Origin of the sequence: Thermomonospora sp. CIF 1, from assembly GCF_001896795.1 — a bacterium.
GTDB lineage: Bacteria > Actinomycetota > Actinomycetes > Streptosporangiales > Streptosporangiaceae > Thermomonospora > Thermomonospora curvata.
Genome location: NZ_MOYN02000013.1, coordinates 185382 through 205371 on the forward strand (window position 1 = coordinate 185382; position 19990 = coordinate 205371).

Annotated in this window: 18 protein-coding genes; 15 read left to right on the plus strand and 3 right to left on the minus strand. The window is 72.5% G+C overall.

The annotated features are described in order from the left end of the window. Positions 1-250 precede the first annotated feature (250 nt). The 7 genes from BUE48_RS06805 to BUE48_RS06835 are packed head-to-tail and all read left to right on the plus strand — an operon-like array spanning position 251 to position 7946. Entirely contained in the window at positions 251-1816 is a 1566-nt protein-coding gene (locus BUE48_RS06805) for a rhodanese-like domain-containing protein (RefSeq protein WP_286989369.1), read from the plus strand. After that, positions 1813-2676 carry an ABC transporter permease gene (locus BUE48_RS06810; protein WP_012851740.1) on the plus strand — a complete coding sequence of 288 codons (864 nt, stop codon included), beginning with the start codon at positions 1813-1815 and terminating at the stop codon, positions 2674-2676. The genes BUE48_RS06805 and BUE48_RS06810 overlap by 4 nt, the downstream gene beginning before the upstream one ends. Continuing rightward, on the plus strand, positions 2663-3439 hold the full coding sequence (locus BUE48_RS06815; RefSeq protein ID WP_012851741.1) for an ABC transporter ATP-binding protein: 777 nt from the start codon (positions 2663-2665) through the stop codon (positions 3437-3439). Before BUE48_RS06810 ends, BUE48_RS06815 begins: the two co-directional genes overlap by 14 nt. Then, complete coding sequence (locus tag BUE48_RS06820) at positions 3436-4455, plus strand: ABC transporter substrate-binding protein (protein WP_012851742.1); 1020 nt, start codon at positions 3436-3438, stop codon at positions 4453-4455. The genes BUE48_RS06815 and BUE48_RS06820 overlap by 4 nt, the downstream gene beginning before the upstream one ends. Continuing rightward, positions 4448-5677 carry an acyl-CoA dehydrogenase family protein gene (locus BUE48_RS06825; RefSeq protein WP_012851743.1) on the plus strand — a complete coding sequence of 410 codons (1230 nt, stop codon included), beginning with the start codon at positions 4448-4450 and terminating at the stop codon, positions 5675-5677. The genes BUE48_RS06820 and BUE48_RS06825 overlap by 8 nt, the downstream gene beginning before the upstream one ends. Continuing rightward, positions 5674-6978, plus strand: a complete 1305-nt coding sequence (locus BUE48_RS06830; protein ID WP_012851744.1) for an LLM class flavin-dependent oxidoreductase — start codon at positions 5674-5676, stop codon at positions 6976-6978. The genes BUE48_RS06825 and BUE48_RS06830 overlap by 4 nt, the downstream gene beginning before the upstream one ends. 56 nt (positions 6979-7034) lie before the next feature. Then, complete coding sequence (locus tag BUE48_RS06835) at positions 7035-7946, plus strand: hypothetical protein (RefSeq protein WP_052305438.1); 912 nt, start codon at positions 7035-7037, stop codon at positions 7944-7946. A 36-nt stretch (positions 7947-7982) separates the two neighbouring features. Here the strand turns inward: BUE48_RS06835 and BUE48_RS06840 are convergent, their stop codons facing one another. From BUE48_RS06840 to BUE48_RS06850, 3 genes are all read right to left on the minus strand, one after another. Beyond that, positions 7983-8894, minus strand: a complete 912-nt coding sequence (locus BUE48_RS06840; RefSeq protein ID WP_286989373.1) for a sulfotransferase family protein — start codon at positions 8892-8894, stop codon at positions 7983-7985. Between the two features lie 137 nt (positions 8895-9031). After that, positions 9032-9811: an IclR family transcriptional regulator gene (locus BUE48_RS06845; protein WP_012851747.1), complete on the minus strand. Its 780-nt coding sequence runs from the start codon at positions 9809-9811 to the stop codon at positions 9032-9034. Further along, positions 9808-10317 carry a cupin domain-containing protein gene (locus BUE48_RS06850; RefSeq protein WP_012851748.1) on the minus strand — a complete coding sequence of 170 codons (510 nt, stop codon included), beginning with the start codon at positions 10315-10317 and terminating at the stop codon, positions 9808-9810. The genes BUE48_RS06845 and BUE48_RS06850 overlap by 4 nt, the downstream gene beginning before the upstream one ends. Positions 10318-10416: 99 nt before the next feature. Here BUE48_RS06850 and BUE48_RS06855 point away from each other — a divergent pair, with 99 nt between their 5' ends. From BUE48_RS06855 to BUE48_RS06890, 8 genes are read left to right on the plus strand one after another with little or no spacing between them, the layout of a single operon-like run. Further along, positions 10417-11517: an LLM class flavin-dependent oxidoreductase gene (locus tag BUE48_RS06855; protein WP_012851749.1), complete on the plus strand. Its 1101-nt coding sequence runs from the start codon at positions 10417-10419 to the stop codon at positions 11515-11517. Positions 11518-11534: 17 nt separating this feature from the next. Further along, entirely contained in the window at positions 11535-12527 is a 993-nt protein-coding gene (locus tag BUE48_RS06860) for an ABC transporter substrate-binding protein (RefSeq protein WP_286989376.1), read from the plus strand. Then, positions 12524-13378: an ABC transporter permease subunit gene (locus BUE48_RS06865; protein WP_012851751.1), complete on the plus strand. Its 855-nt coding sequence runs from the start codon at positions 12524-12526 to the stop codon at positions 13376-13378. Before BUE48_RS06860 ends, BUE48_RS06865 begins: the two co-directional genes overlap by 4 nt. A gap of 43 nt (positions 13379-13421) precedes the next feature. Next, positions 13422-14393 carry an NrtA/SsuA/CpmA family ABC transporter substrate-binding protein gene (locus BUE48_RS06870; protein WP_286989378.1) on the plus strand — a complete coding sequence of 324 codons (972 nt, stop codon included), beginning with the start codon at positions 13422-13424 and terminating at the stop codon, positions 14391-14393. Further along, positions 14390-15958, plus strand: a complete 1569-nt coding sequence (locus tag BUE48_RS06875) for an FAD-dependent oxidoreductase (protein ID WP_286989379.1) — start codon at positions 14390-14392, stop codon at positions 15956-15958. Before BUE48_RS06870 ends, BUE48_RS06875 begins: the two co-directional genes overlap by 4 nt. Next, positions 15955-16311, plus strand: a complete 357-nt coding sequence (locus BUE48_RS06880; protein ID WP_012851754.1) for a 4Fe-4S dicluster domain-containing protein — start codon at positions 15955-15957, stop codon at positions 16309-16311. Before BUE48_RS06875 ends, BUE48_RS06880 begins: the two co-directional genes overlap by 4 nt. Continuing rightward, positions 16308-18626 (plus strand): molybdopterin guanine dinucleotide-containing S/N-oxide reductase, encoded by a 2319-nt coding sequence (locus BUE48_RS06885; RefSeq protein ID WP_012851755.1) that lies wholly within the window; start codon positions 16308-16310, stop codon positions 18624-18626. Before BUE48_RS06880 ends, BUE48_RS06885 begins: the two co-directional genes overlap by 4 nt. After that, entirely contained in the window at positions 18509-19777 is a 1269-nt protein-coding gene (locus BUE48_RS06890; protein ID WP_502694595.1) for an acyl-CoA dehydrogenase family protein, read from the plus strand. The genes BUE48_RS06885 and BUE48_RS06890 overlap by 118 nt, the downstream gene beginning before the upstream one ends. Positions 19778-19990 lie beyond the last annotated feature (213 nt).

Here is a 19990-nt window from a genome sequence, read left to right on the forward strand (position 1 = left end):
GTCGCCACCGGCGCCCGGGTGCCCGTCTGTCATCTTCATCACCTTGCATCCTATTTTTCCTACCAATATTCTCGGGTTATGCCGTAACGGCTGATCAGGCCGAGTTTTCGCACGAATCAATCGTGAAATCCCGCCTCGGCGCCGTGATTCGTCTGCGACGTGCGCGCGGTCCCGTTACGGCCCCGACACGAACCTCCCGCCGCACGGGGCCTTCGCCCCCGAGCGGTCACGAACCACGAGGTGGATCACCATGCCCACGCGGATATCCGCGGCGGATCTGCGCGCCCTGATCGAGGACGAGACGACCCAGATCGCCTTCCTCGACCTGCGCTCCCCGCTGCGGCGCGACAAGGACGGCCACATCGCCGCCACGTCCAACATCCCCTACCAGGAGCTCGAACCCCGCATCGGGCGGGCCGTGCCGCACCGCGACACCCCGATCGTGCTGGCGTCCGAGCCGGAGCTGGACGCGCGGGGCGCGCAGATCCTGCAGCGGCTCGGCTACCGCGACGTGCGGGTGCTCGACGGTGGGATCGCCGCCTGGCGCCGGGCCGGCGGCCGCGTCTACACCGGCACCAACGTGCGCAGCAAGACGCTCGGCGAGTGGATCGAACGCCGCTTCGGCACCCCCACCGTCGATGCGACCACGGTGCGCAAGTGGCAGGAGTCCGGCGAGGACGTGGTGATCGTGGACAGCCGCACCCTCGCCGAGTACCGCCACCACCACATCCCCGGCGGCCTGTACACCGGCGGCGGCGTCGAGGCCGTCTACCGCATCAGCGCGGCCGTCCGCAGCCCGAGCACCCGCGTCGTGGTCAACTGCCAGGGCCGCACGCGCGGCATCGTGGGCGCCCAGTCCCTGATCGACCTCGGGCTGGACAACCCCGTCTACTCGCTGCGCAACGGCACCCCCGCCTGGCAGGAGGCCGGCTACGAACTGGCCAAGGGCGAGGGCGAGCACCTGCCCGCCCCCGCCCAAGCGCCCGCCGCCGGCCGGGCGTGGGCCGAGCGCACCCTGCGCGAGCTGGCCGTGCCGTCATTGGGCTCCGCCGAGCTGAACGCGCTGCTGGGCGAGGCGTCGGTGACCGTCTACCTGCTGGATGTGCGTTCCGCCGAGGAGTACGCCGCCGGGCACCTGCCGGGCAGCGTCTCAGTCCCCGGCGGCGTACTCCTCCAGAACACCGACGACCACCTGGTGGTGCGCGGCGCCCACGTCGTCCTGATCGACGGCCCCGACCGGATCCGGGCCGCCGGCACCGCCCGCTGGCTCCGCTACCTGCACGACGGCCCGATCTCGGTGACGACGCCCGACACCGAGATCACCGCCGTCCCCGCGCCGCCGCTGCCGGCCGCGGACGCCGAGCAGATCCCCTGGGCGCGTTTCGCCGCCGACCGCGGTGCCCACCGGGTGTACGACCTGCGCTCCAGCGCGGCCTACCTGGCCGGGCACATCGCCGGGTCGGTGCACGCCCGCCGGGAGACGCTGGACCGGCTGGCCGCCGAGACCCCCGATGGAACGTTCCTCCTGGTCGGCGACGCCACCTTCGACCCCTCCCACATCGCCGCCGACCTGAGCGGGCGCGGGGTGCGCGCGGCGGTGCTGCACGGCGGCGTGGAAGCGGTGGCCGAACCGTTGACCACCGCCGACCCGGTGCTCGCCGCCGGCGTCCAAGACCAGGTCGGCCCGCCGGACTTCGGCCCCGAACGCGACGCCTGGTACCGCGAGTACTTCGCCTGGGAGCTGTCGCTGCTGGAGCAGACCGCCGGCGACCCGCTGTTCGACTTCGAAGGCATCTTCCGGCGGTGGACGTCATGACGGTGGTGGACGACGCGGCTAAGGCCCGGCCGCTGCCGGTCCGCACCCTGCGGTGGCATCCGGCCCAGCGGCGCAGCGCCCGCCCCCGGCGCCGCGGCCGCGCCCTCGACCTGGCCGTCCGCGCCCTGGTGCCGGTGGCGCTGCTGGCCGCCTGGCAACTGGTCGCCTCCCTGGGCTGGGTGGACCCCCAGGTGCTGCCCGGCCCGCTGGTCATCGTCGATGCCTACGCCGAGCTGCTGCGCACCGGCGAGCTGCAGGCCGCGCTGCCGGTCTCGCTGCAGCGGGCCGGGATCGGGCTGGCCATCGGCGGCGGCACCGGGCTGCTGCTGGGCGTGGCGGCCGGGCTGTGGGCGGCCGCCGAACGGCTGTACGACGCGCCGTTGCAGATGCTGCGCACCATCCCGTTCATCGCCATGGTGCCGCTGTTCATCGTGTGGTTCGGCATCGGCGAGGAATCCAAGATCGCGCTGATCGTCGGCGCCTCGATCTTCCCCGTCTACCTGAACACCTACCACGGCATCCGCGGCATCGACCGGCGGCTGATCGAGCTGGCGCAGACCTTCGAGCTGAGCCGCCGCCAGGTGATCGGGCTGATCGTCGTCCCGCTGGCGATGCCGCAGATCCTGGTCGGGCTGCGCTATGCGGCCGGCACCGCGCTGCTGGCGCTGGTGGCGGCCGAGCAGATCAACACCGTCAGCGGCATCGGCTACATCCTCAACAACGCCAACCAGAACCAGCGCACCGACATCATCATCGCCGGAATCCTCGTCTACGCGGCGCTGGGGATCGTCGTGGACGTGCTGATGCGGCTGCTGGAGAAGGCACTGCTGCCGTGGAGGCTCACCCATGACGGTAAGTGACATCGCCCCCGGCCCGCTCCGCGAAGACGCCCGCCTGGCGGTGCGCATCCGCGGCCTGAACAAACGGTTCGGCGAGCAGCAGATCCTGCGTGACTTCGACCTGGACCTGCGGCGCGGGGAGTTCCTGGCGCTGGTCGGCCGCTCCGGCACCGGCAAGACCACGCTGCTGCGGATCCTGGGTGGCCTGGAACGCGCCGACTCTGGAACGTTGCAAGTGGCCGAGCGCACCTCGGTGGTCTTCCAGGACGCCCGGCTGATCGCCGCCCAGCGGGTCTGGAAGAACGTGGTGCTCGGCCAGTGGCGCGCCAAGGGCGCCCGCGCCCGCGCGCTGGAGTCGCTGCGCGAGGTCGGGCTGGAGGCCAAGGCCGACAACTGGCCCAAGACCCTCTCCGGCGGGGAGGCCCAGCGGGTCGCGCTCGCCCGCGCCCTGTTCCGCTCCCCGGACCTGCTGCTGCTGGATGAGCCCTTCGGCGCGCTGGACGCCTTCACCCGGGCCCGCGCCCAGCAACTGGTGATCAGCCTGTGGCGGACGCACCGCCCGGCGGTGGTGCTGGTCACCCACGACATCGAGGAAGCGGTCGCCATGGCCGACCGGGTGCTGGTGCTCGGCGGCGGCCGGATCCGCGGCGATATCCCCGTCCGGCTGGAACGGCCGCGCGATATCACCGCGCCCGATTTCAACACCGTCAAACGGCAGGTGCTGAGCCTGCTGTCCCACCTGCCGGAACGCTCCGGCGATAGCGAGGAGAACGAGCAACCGTGAAATTCCGGAAGACCATCGCGGCACTGGCATCGGCGGTCCTGGCGGTGTCGCCGGCCGCTTGCGGAGGCGGCGATTCCGACGACGGCGGCACCCTGGTCGTCGGCTTCCAGGACAACGGCTTCCCCACCCTGGTGGAAAAGTCCGGGGTGCTCAAGGGCGCCCCCTACAAGGTGGAGTGGGCGCTGCTGACCGGTCCGGCCGCCAACTTGTCGGCGCTCTACAGCAAGAAGATCGACATCGGGCACATGGGGGACACCTCCCTGACCATCGAGCAGGCCAACGCCCGCCAGGAGTGGACCGCCGGCAACGCCCCGCTGAAGATCGTCGCCGGCTGGCGGCCCGGCCTGGACACCGACTACCCCCAGATCGTCACCGCGGTGCGCACCGACGCCGGCATCAACTCCCTCAAGGACCTGCGCGGCCGCAAGTGGGCCTACAACTTCGGCGGTTACAACCACGCCCACTACCTGGCGTCGCTGATCAAGGCCGGGCTCACCGAAAAGGACATCAAGCCCGTCCAGTTCGCCGACGGCAACACCTCCGCCGCCGGCTTCAACTCCGGTCAGACCGAGGTCTACTCCGGCCTGCCGGGGCCGATCCTGGAGTCGCTGGACTCGGGCAAGGCCAAGATCCTGCTGACTGAGAAGGACACCGGCGTGCCGGGGCTGCACGTGTGGACCGCCCGCGCCGACGTGCTCGCCGACCCGGTCAAGGACCGCAACCTGCGCGACTTCTTCACCCGGCTGGCGGGCTACTGGGACTGGCACCAGGCCAACCTGCCCACCGTCAAGCAGACCCTCAAGGACGTGCTGAAGCTGTCGGATCGGCGCGCCGAGTTCGAGGCCGGCACCCGCGCCGCCCGCTACCGGCTGCTGGACGAGGAGCTGATCAAGCGGGAGCAGAAGGTCGCCGACGTGCTCTTCGCCGGCAACGCCATCAAGCGGAAGGTGGACGTCACCCTCTCCTACGACCCCCGCTACAACACCGCACAGAAGGCCCAGCCGTTGTATGAGTGACCGAGCCGACGCGTTCTGGGAGCGGCTGGGGCCCGTCCTGGACGCCATCGCCGAAGGCGCGCACGACCGCGACCGGCGGCGCCGCTACGCCACCGAACACCTGGCCGAACTGGGCCGGATCGGGTTCTGGGCGCTGACCGTCCCCCGCGAGTACGGCGGGTTGGGCCTGGGCCCGGACGCGGTCGCCGAGGCGATCATGCGGTTGGCGGCGGTGGACGGCAGCCTCGGCCAGATCCCGCAAAACCACTTCAACACCGTCGATCGCGTGGTGCTGACCGGCACCGAGGAGCAGCGGAGGCGGCACCTGCCCCTGCTGGTCCGCGGCGGTTTTTACGGCAACGCCGCCGCCGAGCCCGGCGACCGCCGGCCCGGCGAGGCCGCCACCACCCTCACCCGCACCGCCGACGGCTGGTCGCTGAGCGGCCGCAAGGTCTATGCCACCGGCGCGCTGCTGGCCGATGTGGTGGCGGTGCTGGCCCGCACCCCGGCCGGGGAGCAGGTCACCGTGCTGGTGCCGCGCGACGCCGAGGGCGTGACCATCAACGACGACTGGGACGGCTTTGGACAGCGCACCACCGCCTCCGGCTCGGCGGTCTTCCAGGACGTGCGCGTCGCCGACCTCGACGTGCTGCCCTGGCCGGACGACCCCCGCCTGGCCTACCGGATCTCCGCGCACGCCCAGCTCATGCACGCCGCGATCGACGCCGGCATCGCCGAGGGCGCGGCGGGGGAGGCGGTCGCCTTGGCCCGCCGCGTTCACGGGGCGCGCGGCAGCGGGGCCGCCCGCTTCACCGAGGACGCGCTCGGCATGGCCGAGCTGGGCGAGCTGCACCTGGCCGCGACCACGGCGCGGCGCATGGTGGAGGCGGCGGCGGTCGAGCTGACCGGCCTGACGGACACCTCGCCCCTGCCGAAGGTGCCGGCCGCCTTCTACGCGGTGATGCAAGCCAAGATCGTCTCCACTCGGGCGGCGCTGCAGGTTGCGCAGGGGCTGTTCGACGTGGGCGGGGCCGGCTCCACCCGCGCCGGGCTCGGCCTGGACCGCTACTGGCGGGACGCCCGCACGCACACGCTGCACGACGCCGTCCGCTGGAAGCCCCACTCGCTCGGCAAGTGGCTGGCCGAAGGACTGGTGGCCGATCCATGGAGTCTGGGCGCCCCGCTGCGGCGCCTCACCGATCTTGTCGATCTGCCGGAACCGAACGGGAGTGACATCCCATGAGCCCCAGGCAACTGCACCTGAACATCAACGTCAACAGCAGCGGGCGGCACCCCGCCTCCTGGCGGGTCCAGCCCGACCCGCTGGGCTTCCTCAAGCCCGAGTACTTCGAGACGATCGGCCGGCTCGCCGAGCGGGGCAAGCTGGATGCGGTCTTCCTCTCCGACGGCTACGACTACGGCGCGCCGCGGGTGTCGCGGCCCTGGCAGTCGCTGGACCCGATCGTCCCGCTGACCGCCATCGCCCGCGTCACCGAGCACGTGGGGCTGGTGGCCACCATCTCGACCACCTTCAACCACCCGGTCAACATCGCCCGCCGCGTCGCCTCGTTGGACCACATCTCCGGTGGGCGCGCCGCCTGGAACGTGGTGGCCTCCCGCGCCGCCTCCACCGCCGCGCTGTTCGGCCTGGAGGCGCTGCCCGACCACGATGTCCGCTACGAGCGGGCCGAGGAGACGGTCGAGGCGGTCAAGGCGCTGTGGGAGGGCTGGGAGGAGGACGCCCTGGTCGCCGACCAGCGCACCGGGCGTTTCGCCGACACCTCCAAGATCCACCCGGTCTCCTACCGGGGCCGGCATGTGACGGTGGAGGGGGTGCTCAACGTGCCCCGCTCCCCGCAGGGCCGGCCGGTGATCTTGCAGGCGGGCGGCTCCCCGCAGGGGGTGGCGCTGGCCGCCCGGCACGCCGATGCGGTCTTCACCGTCAACCACACCCTGGAGGCGGCCAAGGACTTCGCCGGCCGGGTGCGGTCGCTGGCGGCCCGGCACGGCCGGCGTCCGGAGGAGATCTTGATCCTGCCCGGCCTGTTCCCGGTGCTCGGCAGCACCGAGAAAGAGGCGCGCGAGCGCAAGGACTGGCTGGATGAGCTGGCCGGGGAGGAAGAGGAGCTGGTCGGTCTGGCCGCCACGATCGGGCTCGACCCGGCGGATTTGAAGCTGGACGCCGAACTGCCCTGGGAGAAGGTGGAGGCGGTCTCCTCCTTCGGCGGCAGCCAGGGGTTCCGCGCCGCCGTCTTGGAGCTGGCCCGCCGTGAGCGGCTGACCGTCCGCCAGTTGCTCAAGCGCAACCCCTCCGGGCACCGCAGCGTGGTCGGCACGCCCGAGCAGGTCGCCGACACCATCGAGGAGTGGTTCTCGGCCGGGGCCGCCGACGGTTTCAACCTCAACGCCGACTTCTTCCCCGACGGCCTGGAGCTGACCGTCGAGCACCTGATCCCCGAGCTGCAGCGCCGGGGCCTGTTCCGCCGCGAGTACGAGTCGGCCACGTTGCGCGGCAATCTCGGGCTGCCGATCCCGGGACGCTGAAGGGACGCCGCGTGGCGCGCTGCGCACCGCCGGGCCAATCTCTATAGTATTCCGACGTGTTTGATAGAGATTTTGGTCTGCCGTTTCCCCCGCCCAGGCCGGAGAACTCCCGCCTGGTGATCGCTCCGCCGCGGGACGCGCCGGGCCACTGGGCGGGGGCGCCCAGCGCCTGCCTGGTGGACGGCGTGATCTACCTGGCCTACCGGCTGCGCCGCCCGGTCGGCGAGGGCCGCGGGTATGCGGTGGTGGTGGCCCGCTCCGACGACGGCGAGCGCTTTGAGACGCTGACGGTCATCGGCAAGGAGCCGATGGACGCCGAGTCGCTGGAGCGCCCCGCCCTGGTGACCACCGAGGACGGGACCTTCCGGCTGTATCTGAGCTGCGCCACCACCGGCACCAAGCACTGGCGGGTGGAGGTGCTGGAGGCCGCCGACCCGGCGCGCTTCGACCCGGTCGCCAGCCGCGTGGTGCTGCCCGGCAGCCGGCTGGTCGGCGTGAAGGACCCGGTGATCCGCCACGACGGGGGCAAGTGGCACCTGTGGGCCTCCTGCCACCCGCTGGCCGACCCCGACGAGGCCGACCAGATGGTCACCGACTACGCCACCAGCGCCAACGGACTGGAGTGGGTCTGGCACGGCACGGTGCTGACCGGCCGCCCCGGCCACTGGGACGCCCGCGGCGCCCGCGTCTCGGCGGTGCTGCAGCACCGGGGGCGCACCATCGCCTTCTACGACGGGCGGGCCAGCGCCGCCGAGAACTACGAAGAGCGCACCGGCCTGGCCGCGGGGCAGGGGTATTCGATGCTGCTGCCGCAGTTCGACGAGCCGGTGGGGGCCTCCCCCCACCCCGGGGGCGGCCTGCGCTACCTGGACGTGCTGCGGATTCCCGGGCAGGGCTGGCGGCTCTACTACGAGGTCACCCGCGCCGACGGCGCGCACGAGCTGCGCACCGAGCTGCACCCGGACTGACTCCGCCGGCCGCGCCGGGGCGGTGCGCCGGGCTCCTCAGACCTTGAGCCAGTCCGAGCAGTCCCAGCCGGTGATCTCCGACACGAGCGCGATGTCGTCTTCGAAGTAGGGCAGCAACTGCGCGCGCTGCTGCGGGGTGGGCGGCCGGCGGGTGCGCGGGTCCCGCTGGAGCAGGGACAAAAAGGGCCGGCGCGCCGTCTTGCGGACGGCCTGCGGCATGTGGGCGCCGATCCGCGCCCCGCCGCGCAGCAGCGCCTGCAACGCCCGGTTGGCGGGGGAGTCGGCCACGTGCCGGGTCACGTTCTCCTTGGGGAGCGCATCCAGCAGTCCCGTCTGCACGCCGAGGAAGGCGCAGATCCGGTCCAGCGTGGCGGCGGGCTCGTCGCGCAGCTCCTCATAGCGCAGCAAGAGCACCTGCTCGCGCGGAAACAGCTTGAACAGGTGCTGCAGTTGCTCGCCGTACCTGCCCAGGTCGATATAGCGCCAAAAGGCCGCCCAGCCGGCCTGCACCCGCCGCTCCTGGGCGGCGCACGCCTCCACCACGTCGCTGATCGGCTCCAGTCCCGCCGCCCACAGGTGCGCCCAGTTGGAGTGGGCGCGTTCCACCGGGTCCCGCAGCACCGCGATCATCCGCACGTCGGGGATCAGCCGCCGGATCCGCACCTGGGCGTCCAGGTCGTGCAGGTAAAAGGGGGTGCTCTCACCCCGCAGCGCACCGGCGGGGGCGGCGTCGAAGAGCGCCTCGTAGTCGGAGCGCCGCCAGATGTGCTCCCGGTAGGTCTGCGCGTCGCCGGGGCCGCCCCGACTGGGCGGCGGCCCGTCGGTCAGGAAGAACTTCGGCTCCTTGACCGGGGACATGAACAGCTGGGGATGACGGGCCAATCCGCTGTGCAGGGCGGTCGTACCGGCCTTGGGGGCACCGATCACCAGGACGTCGGGCAAGGACATACCCGCCTCCCATTGCAGATAAAACCTACCTTCAATATAGGTAATATGGAGAAGGTTCACCAGAGCCGTTTCGTCCGGCCGCGCGGCGCGGCCCCCTCGACGCCGCGCGGCCGGGCCGCTTGACGGGGAACCGTCTTTCAGGGAGAGCGGTGCAGCGCGGTGAGCCGGTCGGCGGTGGCGCGCACGGCCGCCGCCAGCTCCGGCAGCCGGTCGTCGCCGAACCGCACGGCCGGCCCCTGCAGCGCGACGGCCGCGATCGTGCGGTCGGCGTGGTCGCGGACCGGGGCGGCGACGGCGCGCACGCCGACGATGCGCTCTTCGTTGTTCGTGGCATAACCGCGCCGCCGGATCCGCGCCAGCTCCGCCTCCAGCTCGGCGCGCGTGGTGATGGTCGTGGGCGTGAAACGCCGGAACGGCTCGCTCATGGCGACCCGCTGATCCCCGAAGGCCAGCAGCGTCTTGCCCATCGCGCACACGTGGATGGGGTTGCGCGCCCCGGGCTCTTGGTCGTAGCGCAGCGGGTGCGGGGACTGCTCGTGCAGCAGCACCGCCACCTCGTCGCCGACGCGCACGCCCAAACTGACGGCCTCGCCGGTCTTGTCGCGCAGCGCGATCAGCTCCGGATGCATCAGCGTGCTGCCCATGCGCTCCAGCGCGAGCCGGCCGAGGATCGCCACCGACGGCCCGAGGAAGTACCGCTCGGTGACCGGGTCCTGGCCCAGCATGCCCGCCGCGTGCAGGGCGCGGACGATGCGGTGCGCGGTGCTGACGGTCAGGCCCAGCCGGTGGGCGATCTCGGTGACGGTGAGCTGGGCCGCGCTCTCAAAGGAGCGCAGCACGGCGATCGCCCGGTCGACCGCCTGGGTGCCCTGCCGGGGGAGCGCGGCCCGCTCGCCGTGACCAGCGGCGTCCGTCATGAGGATGATCTTCCGGTGTCGCCGCACTCCTGCTGCGCCTGCGGCGGCACCTCCACGGGCGCCCACAGGCTCGGCAAATTGACCACGATGCCCTCCTGCGTGCTGCGGGCGATCACGACGACCGCCTCCTCGTCCGGAGAAGGATTCTCCTCCCGGTGCGGCACGTACGGCGGCACGAAGATGTAGTCGCCGGGCGAGGTCTCGATCCGCACCTCCTCCTCGCCCTCGGCGAACACGAACACCGGGTGGCCGGAGACGACGTAGATCGCCGTCTCGGCCTCGCCGTGGTGGTGGTCGCCGGAGCTGGTGACGGGGGCGACATGGGTGCGTCCCATCCACAGCCGCCGCGATCCGACGGTCTTGCCGGAGATCGCCTCGAACCGCCGCATCCCCGAGGTCTGCGCGGTGTCGGAGGTCAGCTCGCCGGCGCGGATGTGCTCCAGCTTGCGGTGCCAGGCGGCGTTGCCCGCGGCGGTCCGGTCGGCCTGGGGTGCTCGGTCGGTCATGTCTCAACCCTCACATTCTCGACTATCTTGACCAATCTTATAGGGATTATTACAGTGCGGGACACAGGTCCTGCAATGTGGAATGCCCAGGGAGGGCAGATGACCGTCGAGTTCATCGGCATGATCCGGACCGCCGACACCTCCGAGATCCGGCCCCGCACCGGCCCGGCCGTCGACCCCGACTACACGCGCCGCTTCGCCCAGGCCCACGAAGAGGCCGGGTTCGACCGGGTGCTGATCGGCTACCACTCCTGGGACGCCGACGGCTTCGCGGTGGCGGCCCACGCGGCGGCCCACACCGAACGACTGGGCATCCTGCTGGCCCACCGTCCCGGCTTCGTCGCCCCCACCCTGGCGGCGCGCAAGTTCGCCACGCTCGACCAGTTCATCGGCGGCCGGCTGGCGGTGCACATCATCACCGGGGCCAGCGCGACCGAACAGCGCCGCGACGGCGACTACCTGGACAAAAGCGACCGCTACCGCCGCACCGACGAATACCTCGACATCCTCAAGCGCATCTGGGCCGCCGAGGAGCCGATCGACCACGAGGGCGAGTTCTACCGCTTCGAAGGCGCCTACTCGGAGGTCAAGCCGGTGAACGGACGGCTGCCGATCTACTTCGGCGGCTCCTCCCAGGACGCCTACCGGGTGGGCGGCAAGCACGCCGACACCTACGCCCTGTGGGGCGAGCCGCTGGCCGAGACCGCCGAGCAGATCGCCTCGGTCAAGGCCCAGGCCGCCGCCCACGGCCGCGACCCCGACCAGATCGGCATCTCGGTGTCCTTCCGTCCCATCCTCGGCCGCACCGACGAAGAGGCCTGGGAACGGGCGCACCGCATCCTGGACACCATCAAATCCACCAACGGCACCCAGCTGTACTTCCCGCCGAACGAACGGGGCGTCGGCTCCCAGCGGCTGCTGGCCGCCGCCGAAAAGGGCGAAAAACACGACCGCGCACTGTGGACGCCCACCGCCAAGGCCACCGGAGCGGCGGGCAACTCCACGGCGCTGGTCGGCAGCCCCGAGACCGTGGCCCAGGCGCTGCTGGACTACATCGACATCGGCGTCACCACCATCCTCATCCGCGGCTATGAGCCGCTGGAGGACGCCGTCGACTACGGCAAGCACCTGCTGCCGCTGGTGCGCGCCGAGCTGGCGCGCCGCCAGGTGCCCGCGCAGGCCGGCGGCCGGCCCGCGTGACCGGCGGAGGGATGCCGATGCTCAGCCGACCGCTTTCCCGCCGGTCCGCGCTGCGGCAGGGCGCCGCCGCGCTGGGCGCGCTCGCACTGGCGGCCGTCACCGCCGGCTGCGGCGCGTCCGGTGCGGCCGGCTCCTCCGGCGACGTGGTGCTGCGGGTCGGCGACCAGACCGGCATGACGCGTTCGAGGCTGGAGGCGGCGGGGCTGCTGAAGAACCTGCCCTACAAGATCGAATGGTTCCGCTTCGCGGCCGCCGCCGACCTGCACGAGGCGCTGCGCGCGAACGCGGTGGACATCGGGGGAGCCGCCGACTCGCCCACGGTCGCGGCGATCGCCGCCGGATCGAAGATCAAGGTCGTGGCGGCCTGGAGCAACAGCGGCGCGGGAAGCTACATCCTGGTCCCCAAAGACAGCCCCATCCGCACCTTCGCCGACCTGGCGGGCAAGCGGATCTCCCCCTCCACCCGCGGCAGCATCGCCCACTACCTGGTGCTCGGCGCGCTGCGCCGGGCCGGGCTGAGCGCCTCGGACGCCGAGCTGAACTTCCTGACCCCCGCCGAGGCCTACGGCGCCTTCTCCACCGGCAAGCTCGACGCCTGGGGCACCTGGGGGGTGTACGCGGCCCGGGCCCGCGGCCGGCTCGGCGCCCGGGTGCTGACCACCGGCCGGGGACTGACCTCCGGCCTGTATGTGATGAGCGCGACCGAACGGGCGCTGGCCGACGCCGGCAAACGCGAGGCGATCGTGGACTTCAACAACCGCGTCCACCAGGGCTTTGCCTGGGCGGAACGGAAACCGGACGACTTCATCGCCTGGTACGCCGACTTCACCAAGCAGAGCACGGAGATCGCCGCCCAGGTCCAGCCGGAAGAGGCGGCCTACCGGCGGGTCGCCGTGGACGACCGGCTCGCCGACCAGCTCCAACAGACCTTCGACACCTGGGTCGAGGCCGGGGTGCTCCAGGGACGGCTGGACCTCGGTTCCCACGTGCACGACCTGGAGGGATCATGACCTCGCCCGCCACCTCCGCCGCGTCGGCCCCCGCCCGGCCGGCCCCGGCGATCACCACCGACACCGCACCGCCCCGCAGATTCCGCTTCCCCTACCGGACGGTCTCCTGGGCCACCCCGTTCGCCCTGATCCTCCTATGGGAGGCCGCCGCCCGGGCCGGGCTGCTGTCGGCCCAGGTGCTGCCGGCCCCCAGCAGCGTGGTGGCCACCGCCGTCCACCTGACCGCCAGCGGCGAGCTGCCCCAGCACCTGCTGGCCAGTCTGCGCCGGGCCGCGCTGGGCTTCGTCATCGGCGCCGCCATCGGGCTGACCCTGGGCGTGGCCGTGGGGCTGTCCCGCATCGCCGAGGCGTTCATCGACCGCAGCGTCCAGATGATCCGCGCCATCCCGTTCCTGGCGATCCTGCCGCTGGTGATCGTCTGGTTCGGGGTGGGGGAGGCCGGAAAGATCTTCCTGATCGCCAAGGGCAGCGCCTTCCCCCTCTACCTGAACACCGTGCTGGGCATCCGCCAGATCGACACCAAACTCCTGGAGATGGGCCAGACCGTCGGCCTGAGCCGCGCCGCGCGCATCCGCACGCTGATCCTGCCCGGGGCGCTGCCGTCCATCCTCGGCGGGCTGCGCATGTCGCTGACCTACGCCTGGCTGGCCCTGGTGATCGCCGAGACCGTCGGCGCGATGGCCGGCATCGGCTTCCTGGCCACCAACGCCCGCGAATTCCTCCAAGTGGACGTGATCGTGCTGGTGGTGGTGCTGTATGCGGGCATCGGCATCGCCTGCGACCTGCTCGCCCGGCTCCTGGAACGCCGGCTGCTGAGCTGGCACCCCTCATACGCCCGCCTCACCGTCTGACCCTGCACCACCTTCGCGGCCCCTCGAACGCAAGGAACACCTCATGACGACCCACGGACGGATCACCCGCCGCTCCCTGCTGGCCGCCGGCGGCCTGGGCGCGCTGGCCGCGCTGACCGGCTGCTCCTCGTCCTCCGCCGGCTCGCCCACCAAGGTCCGCCTGACCCACGGCCCCATCTCCGTGCCCAAGATCCGCGGCGAGCTGGACCGCACCCTCAAGGCCCAGGGCGTCACGGTGGAGTGGATCGGCCCGTTCCCCAACCACGCCCCCACCCTGCAGGCCGTGGCCACCGGCACCGCCGACTTCAGCTTCGGCGGCAGCAGCACCCCCGCCGACCAGGCCATCCTGTCCGGCGCCGACCTGGTGTACGTGGCCTGGGCGGTCTCCGAGCCCCGCACCACGGCGATCCTGGCCCGCCCCGGCTCCGGCATCGAGAAGGTCGCCGACCTGGCCGGCCGCACGGTCGCCGTCAACAAGGCCGGACTGGGGGAGTTCCTGCTGGTCGCGGCGCTGGAGAAATACAAGGTGCCGCGCGAGCAGGTCAAAGTGCTCTACATGAACCCGCCGGAGGCCTCCGCCGCGTTCGCCTCCGGCAAGATCGACGCCTGGTCGATCTGGCAGGGCTTCCGGGAGATCGCCGAGGTCAACTACGGCGCCAAGCCCATCTTCATCGAGGGCGAGGAGCTGGACCGCCAGATCGACTTCCGCACCTACCTGGTGCGGCGCGAGTACGCCGAAAAGCACCCCGACCTCATCCGCAAGGTCATCAAGGCCTACCAGGCCGACACCGAGTGGCAGAACGCCAACTACCGCAAGGCCATCGAGCTGGGCAACGCCGTCTCCAAATACCCCCCGGCCGTGATCGACAAGATCGTCTCCCACGCGGTCAAGGAGAAGCTGTCCTTCATCGACGATGAGGGGATCCGCCAGCTGCAGTACGGCGCCGACTGGCTGACCGAACGCGGCATCCTCACCGGCAAGATCAACATCGCCGACCACGCCGTCAAGCTATGACCGGCCAGGACCTGGAGCTGACCGCCGACGTGCTGGTCATCGGCGGCGGCCTGGCGGCCACCTGGGCGGCGCTCGCCGCCGCCCAGGCCGGCGGGCGGGTCGTGCTCGTGGACAAGGGCTACTGCGGCACCAGCGGCGTCACCGCCACCGCCGGCGTCACCCACTGGTTCGTCCCGCCGGAGCGGCACCACCGCGCGGTGGCCGAACGCCACGCCGACGCGGCCGGGCTGGCCGACCCGCAGTGGGCGCTGCGGGTGCTGCGCACCACCTGGGAACGGCTGCCGCTGCTGGACCGCCACTACCCGTTCCCCACCGCGGACGGCGCCGTGGACCGCACCCAGAACGTGCGGGGCCCTGAGTACCTGCGCGCCATGCGCGGCCTGGTGCACCGGGCGGGCGTGCGCATCCTCGACCACCACCCGGCGCTGGAGCTGCTGCTGCACTCCGATGGGTCGGTCGCCGGCGCCGCCGGGGTCCGCCGCCAGGCCGGCGGACGCTGGACGGTGCGCGCCGGGGCGGTGGTGCTGGCCACCGGCGGCACCGCCTTCCGCTCCCACCTGCTGGGCTCGCGCGGCAACACCGGCGACGGGCACCTGATGGCGGCCGAGGCCGGCGCGGTGCTGTCGGGCATGGAGTTCTCCAACTACTACACGCTCGCCCCGGCCTACTCGACCATGGCCCGCTCGATGTCGTACCTGTTCGGCACCTACTTCGACGCCGACGGCCGGGAGATCGAGCTGCCCGCGGGCGCCGACCGCATCCGCATCCTGGGCCGGGCGATGCTGCGCGGCCCGGTCTACGCCCGCCTCGACAAGGCCCCCCACTGGGTCCGCCGCAAGATCAACGTGGTGCAGCCCAACTTCCTGCTGCCCTTTGCCCGCCGCGGCATCGACCCCTACACCGACCTGTTCCCGGTGACGCTGCTGGGGGAGGGCACCATCCGCGGCGTCGGCGGCCTGGCGCTGGCCGATGAGGACTGCCAGACGCACGTGCCGGGGCTGTTCGCCGCCGGGGATGTGGCCAGCCGGGAGAACATCGTCGGCGCCGTCTCCGGCGGTGGATCCCCCAACTCCGCCTGGGCGGTCTCCTCGGGCACCTGGGCGGGCCGCGCCGCCGTCCGGCACGCCCGCACGGTGCGCGCCCGCACCGGCCCGGTCCGCCCCGCCGGGCAGGCCGGGATCCGCCCGGCCCGCCACGCCGCCCCCTGCGACGCAGAGGCCGTGACCGCCATGGTGCGCGAGGAGCTGAACGCCTACGACAAGAACATGTTCCGCACCCGGCAGGGCCTGCTGCGCTCGGCGGACCTGCTGGAGGACGCCTGGCGGCAGATCAGCGACCACCTCACCGGCTCCGGCCGGCAGGCGCTGCGCGCCCGGGAGACCGCCGCGCTGGTCGCCATGGGCCGCTGGGTGAAGGCCGCCGCGCTGCACCGCACCGAATCGCGCGGCATGCACTGGCGCACCGACCACCCCCGCACCGACCCCGCCCAGACCCGCCGCATCACCGTCGGCGGCCTGGACCGGGTGTGGGTGGACCACCCGCGGACGCGGGAGGAGATCGCATGATCGAGCTGGTGATCGCTTCGCGCTGCATCCAGTGCGACAAGTGCGTGCAGGTCTGCCCGATGGACGTGTTCGACGCCGTGCCCGGCGGCGTCCCGGTCATCGCCCGGCAGAGCGACTGCCAGACCTGCTTCATGTGCGAGCTGTACTGCCCGGCGGACGCCCTGTACGTCGACCCCGACTGCCACGGGCCCGTCCCGGTGGACGAGGCGCGGATCCTCGCCACCGACTGGCCCGAGCAGTACCGGCGCGACTCCGGCTGGGGCAGGGCCCGCCGCACCCACCGCAACGAAAGCTGGCGGATGGGGGAGATCTTCGCCACCGCCTACCGCATCCTCGGCGAGGAACGGCCGTGACCTGGTCGCCCACGACCTCCCACTGGGGCGCCTACCTGGCCCGGCGGACCGCCGCCGGCGCGCTGGAGGTGCGGCCGCACCCCGAAGACCCCGCCCCCTCGCCGCTGCTGGGCAACGTCCCCGACGGCGTGCACCACCCCACCCGGGTCCGCGCGCCCGCGGTGCGCCGGGGCTGGCTGGAAGACGGCCCCGGCCCCGCGCGCCGGCGCGGACGCGAAGAGTTCATCGAGCTCGACTGGGACCACGCGCTGGACCTGGTGGCCGGGGAGCTGGACCGGGTGCGGCGCGAGCACGGCAACGAGGCGATCTTCGGCGGCTCCTACGGCTGGGCCGGCGCGGGCCGCTTCCACCACGCCCAAAGCCAGCTGCACCGGTTCCTGAACACGATCGGCGGCTACACCTCCTCCCGCAACTCCTACAGCCTCGGCGCCTCCCTCGTCCTGCTGCCGCACGTGGTGGGGGACGCCGACGCGGTGCTGCGCCGCGCCTCCACCTGGCCGACGATCGCCGAGCACACCGACCTGCTGGTGGCCTTCGGCGGGCTGCCCGGCAAGAACGTGTCGGTCACGCCCGGGGGAGTGACCCGCCACGCCATGGCGGCCGCCCTGCGGAACTTCGGCGAAAGCGGCCTGGAGGTGGTCTCCATCAGCCCGCTGCGCGACGACGCCCCGCCGCGGTTCTGGGGACGCTGGTGGCCGATCCGCCCGGGCACCGACGTGGCGCTCATGCTGGGCCTGGCGCACACCCTGCTGGTCGAAGACCGCCACGACCGGGCGTTCCTGGACCGCTACTGCACCGGTTTCGAGGTCTTCGAACGCTATCTGCTGGGGGAGGGGGACGGCACTCCCAAGGACGCCCGCTGGGCCGCCGGCATCTGCGGCATCCCCGCCACCGACATCCGCGCCCTGGCCCGGCGGATGACCGAGGGCCGCACGCTGATCACCGTCACCTGGTCGCTGCAGCGCACCGAGCACGGCGAGCAGCCGGTGTGGGCGGCCCTGGCGCTGGCGGCGATGCTCGGCCAGATCGGCCTGCCCGGCGGCGGCTTCGGCCACGGCTACGGCTCCATCGGGGACGTCGGCGACCCCGGCCCGCTGCTGCGCCTGCCCACGCTGCCGCAGGGGCGCAACCCGGTCGCCACGTTCATCCCGGTCGCCCGCATCGCCGACATGCTGCTGCACCCCGGCCGCGCCTACGACTACAACGGCCGCCGCCTGACCTACCCCGACATCCGCCTGGTGTACTGGGCCGGCGGCAACCCCTTCCACCACCACCAGGACCTGGCCAGGCTGCGCCGTGCCTTCGGCCGCCCGGACACGATCGTGGTCCACGAGCCGTACTGGACGGCGACCGCCCGGCACGCCGACATCGTCCTGCCGGTCACCACCCCGCTGGAGCGGGAGGACATCGGCGGCGGGCGCCGCGACACCCACCTGATCGCCATGCATCGGGTCCTGCCGCCGCATGAGCAGGCCCGCGACGACTATGCGATCTTCGCGGCGCTGGCCGGCCGGCTCGGCGTGGCCGAGGCGTTCACCGAGGGCCGCACCCCCCGCCAGTGGCTGGAGCACCTTTACCGGACCTGGCGGGAGGAGCTGCGCGCCCAGGGCCACGACGTGCCCGCTTTCGAGGAGTTCTGGGCGGCCGGGCAGTACCGGCTGCCGCCCGGCCCGGAGCATGTCACGCTGCTGGCGGACTTCCGCGCCGACCCCGAAAGGCACCCGCTGCCCACGCCCAGCGGCCGGATCGAGATCTTCTCCTCGGTGATCGCCGGTTTCGGCTACCCGGACTGCCCCGGCCACCCGGCCTGGCTGCCCCCGGCGGAACGGCCGGACCGCCGGCACCCGCTGTACCTGATCGCCAACCAGCCCGGCACCCGCCTGCACGGCCAAGGCGACATCGGCGCCGTCAGCCGGGCCGCCAAGATCGCCGGACGGGAGCCGCTGCGCATCCATCCCGACGACGCCCGCGAGCGCGGCATCGCCGACGGCGACATCGTGCGGGTCTTCAACGACCGCGGCGCCTGCCTGGCCGGGGCCCGCCTCAGCGAGGAGGTCATGCCGGGCGTGGTCCAGCTGGCCACCGGCGCCTGGTTCGACCCGGTGGACGACCCGGACCGGCCAGGCGGCGTGCTGTGCGTCCACGGCAACCCCAACGTGCTCACCGCCGACCGCCCCACCTCACGCCTGGCGCAGGGATGCACCGGCCAGCACGCGCTGGTCCAGGTCGAACGCCACACCGGCCCGCTGCCGCCGCTGCGTCACCCGTCCCCGCCGCCGCTGCGCCCTTTGAGATCACAGGAGGACACCCCGTGACCGCTGACATCGAAACCGCCGCCCGGCCCGTCACCGAGCGGGCGGACTTCGCCGACGTGGTGGCCGCGATCGCCGCGCGGGCCGCCGAGCACGATCGCGACGCGTCCTTTCCGCACGAGGCGTTCACCGAGCTGCACCGCGTCGGGGTGCTCAATTTGACCGTCCCGGCCGAGCTGGGCGGGGGCGGCGCCACGCTGGCCGAGACGGTCGAGGTGATCAGGGCGGTCGGCGCCGCCGACCCGTCGGTGGCGCTGGTGCTGGCCATGCACCTGATCGCGCACGCCGGGCTGGGCCGGCCGGACAACCCCTGGCCCAAGGAGGTGCGCCGCAGGGTGCAGCGCAGCTCGCTGGCGGGAGTGGCGCTGATCAACGCGCTGCGGGTGGAGCCGGAGCTGGGCACCCCCGCCCGGGGCGGGCTGCCGGCCACGGTCGCCGAGCGCACCGACGACGGCTGGGTGCTGCGCGGCCACAAGATCTACTCCACCGGCGCCCCGGGCCTGCGCTGGATGCTGGTGTGGGCCCGCACCGACGACCCCGAGCCGCTGGTCGGGGCGTTCCTGGTGCCCGCCGGCGTCCCCGGCTACCGGATCGAGCCGACCTGGGACCATTTGGGCATGCGGGCCACCCGCAGCGACGATGTGATCTTCGAGGGGGTGCGCATCCCCGCCGAGTACGCGGTGGACGTGCAGCCGGCGGCCCGGGCGCGGCCCGACGCCCGGGTCACCGCCTGGAACACCCTGCTGATCAGCGCGATCTACGACGGGGTGGCCCGCGCGGCGCGCGACTGGCTGGTGGGTTACCTCAACGAGCGCACCCCGGCCAATCTGGGCCGGCCGCTGGCCACGCTGCCGCGTTTCCAGACCGCCGTCGGCCGGATCGAGGCGCTGCTGCTGGCCAACGACACGCTGCTGCAAAGCGCCGCGCGGCAGGCCGACGCGGGCGGCGCTCCCGATGTCGGGCTGGTCAAGCACCTGGTGACCGGCAACGCCGTGCAGGCCGTCGAGCTGGGCATCGGGCTGATCGGCAACCCGGGCCTGTCGCGGCGCAACCCCATCGAGCGGCACTACCGCAANGTGCTGTGCAGCCGCATCCACACTCCCCAGGACGACACCGTGCTGATCGCCGCGGGCACGGCGGCGCTGGCCGGGTGAGCCCTGTCGCGCAAAGGCCCTCCGAAGGCCGGTGCCGTGGTCCGGTGGACGGCGCGCCGTTCATCGAAGCGGTGCCGGCCGTTTTGCGTGAGGTGACCTCGCCCTGATAGGTGAATCACTCGTCGGGGAGCTCGGCGTACCGTACGGTAACCCTGGATGGACGAGCCGAGCCTCCGGCAATAACCTACTTTTCAGGGTGGATTTAGTGCTGAT

What these genes read in the sequence shown, in the direction of transcription:
- BUE48_RS06805 (WP_286989369.1), top strand. Translation starts at nt 251, where the DNA reads ATGCCCACGCGGATATCCGCGGCGGATCTGCGCGCCCTGATCGAGGAC.
- BUE48_RS06810 (WP_012851740.1), top strand. Translation starts at nt 1,813, where the DNA reads ATGACGGTGGTGGACGACGCGGCTAAGGCCCGGCCGCTGCCGGTCCGC.
- BUE48_RS06815 (WP_012851741.1), top strand. Translation starts at nt 2,663, where the DNA reads ATGACGGTAAGTGACATCGCCCCCGGCCCGCTCCGCGAAGACGCCCGC.
- BUE48_RS06825 (WP_012851743.1), top strand. Translation starts at nt 4,448, where the DNA reads ATGAGTGACCGAGCCGACGCGTTCTGGGAGCGGCTGGGGCCCGTCCTG.
- BUE48_RS06830 (WP_012851744.1), top strand. Translation starts at nt 5,674, where the DNA reads ATGAGCCCCAGGCAACTGCACCTGAACATCAACGTCAACAGCAGCGGG.
- BUE48_RS06840 (WP_286989373.1), bottom strand. Translation starts at nt 8,894, where the DNA reads ATGTCCTTGCCCGACGTCCTGGTGATCGGTGCCCCCAAGGCCGGTACG.
- BUE48_RS06845 (WP_012851747.1), bottom strand. Translation starts at nt 9,811, where the DNA reads ATGACGGACGCCGCTGGTCACGGCGAGCGGGCCGCGCTCCCCCGGCAG.
- BUE48_RS06850 (WP_012851748.1), bottom strand. Translation starts at nt 10,317, where the DNA reads ATGACCGACCGAGCACCCCAGGCCGACCGGACCGCCGCGGGCAACGCC.
- BUE48_RS06855 (WP_012851749.1), top strand. Translation starts at nt 10,417, where the DNA reads ATGACCGTCGAGTTCATCGGCATGATCCGGACCGCCGACACCTCCGAG.
- BUE48_RS06860 (WP_286989376.1), top strand. Translation starts at nt 11,535, where the DNA reads ATGCTCAGCCGACCGCTTTCCCGCCGGTCCGCGCTGCGGCAGGGCGCC.
- BUE48_RS06865 (WP_012851751.1), top strand. Translation starts at nt 12,524, where the DNA reads ATGACCTCGCCCGCCACCTCCGCCGCGTCGGCCCCCGCCCGGCCGGCC.
- BUE48_RS06870 (WP_286989378.1), top strand. Translation starts at nt 13,422, where the DNA reads ATGACGACCCACGGACGGATCACCCGCCGCTCCCTGCTGGCCGCCGGC.
- BUE48_RS06875 (WP_286989379.1), top strand. Translation starts at nt 14,390, where the DNA reads ATGACCGGCCAGGACCTGGAGCTGACCGCCGACGTGCTGGTCATCGGC.
- BUE48_RS06880 (WP_012851754.1), top strand. Translation starts at nt 15,955, where the DNA reads ATGATCGAGCTGGTGATCGCTTCGCGCTGCATCCAGTGCGACAAGTGC.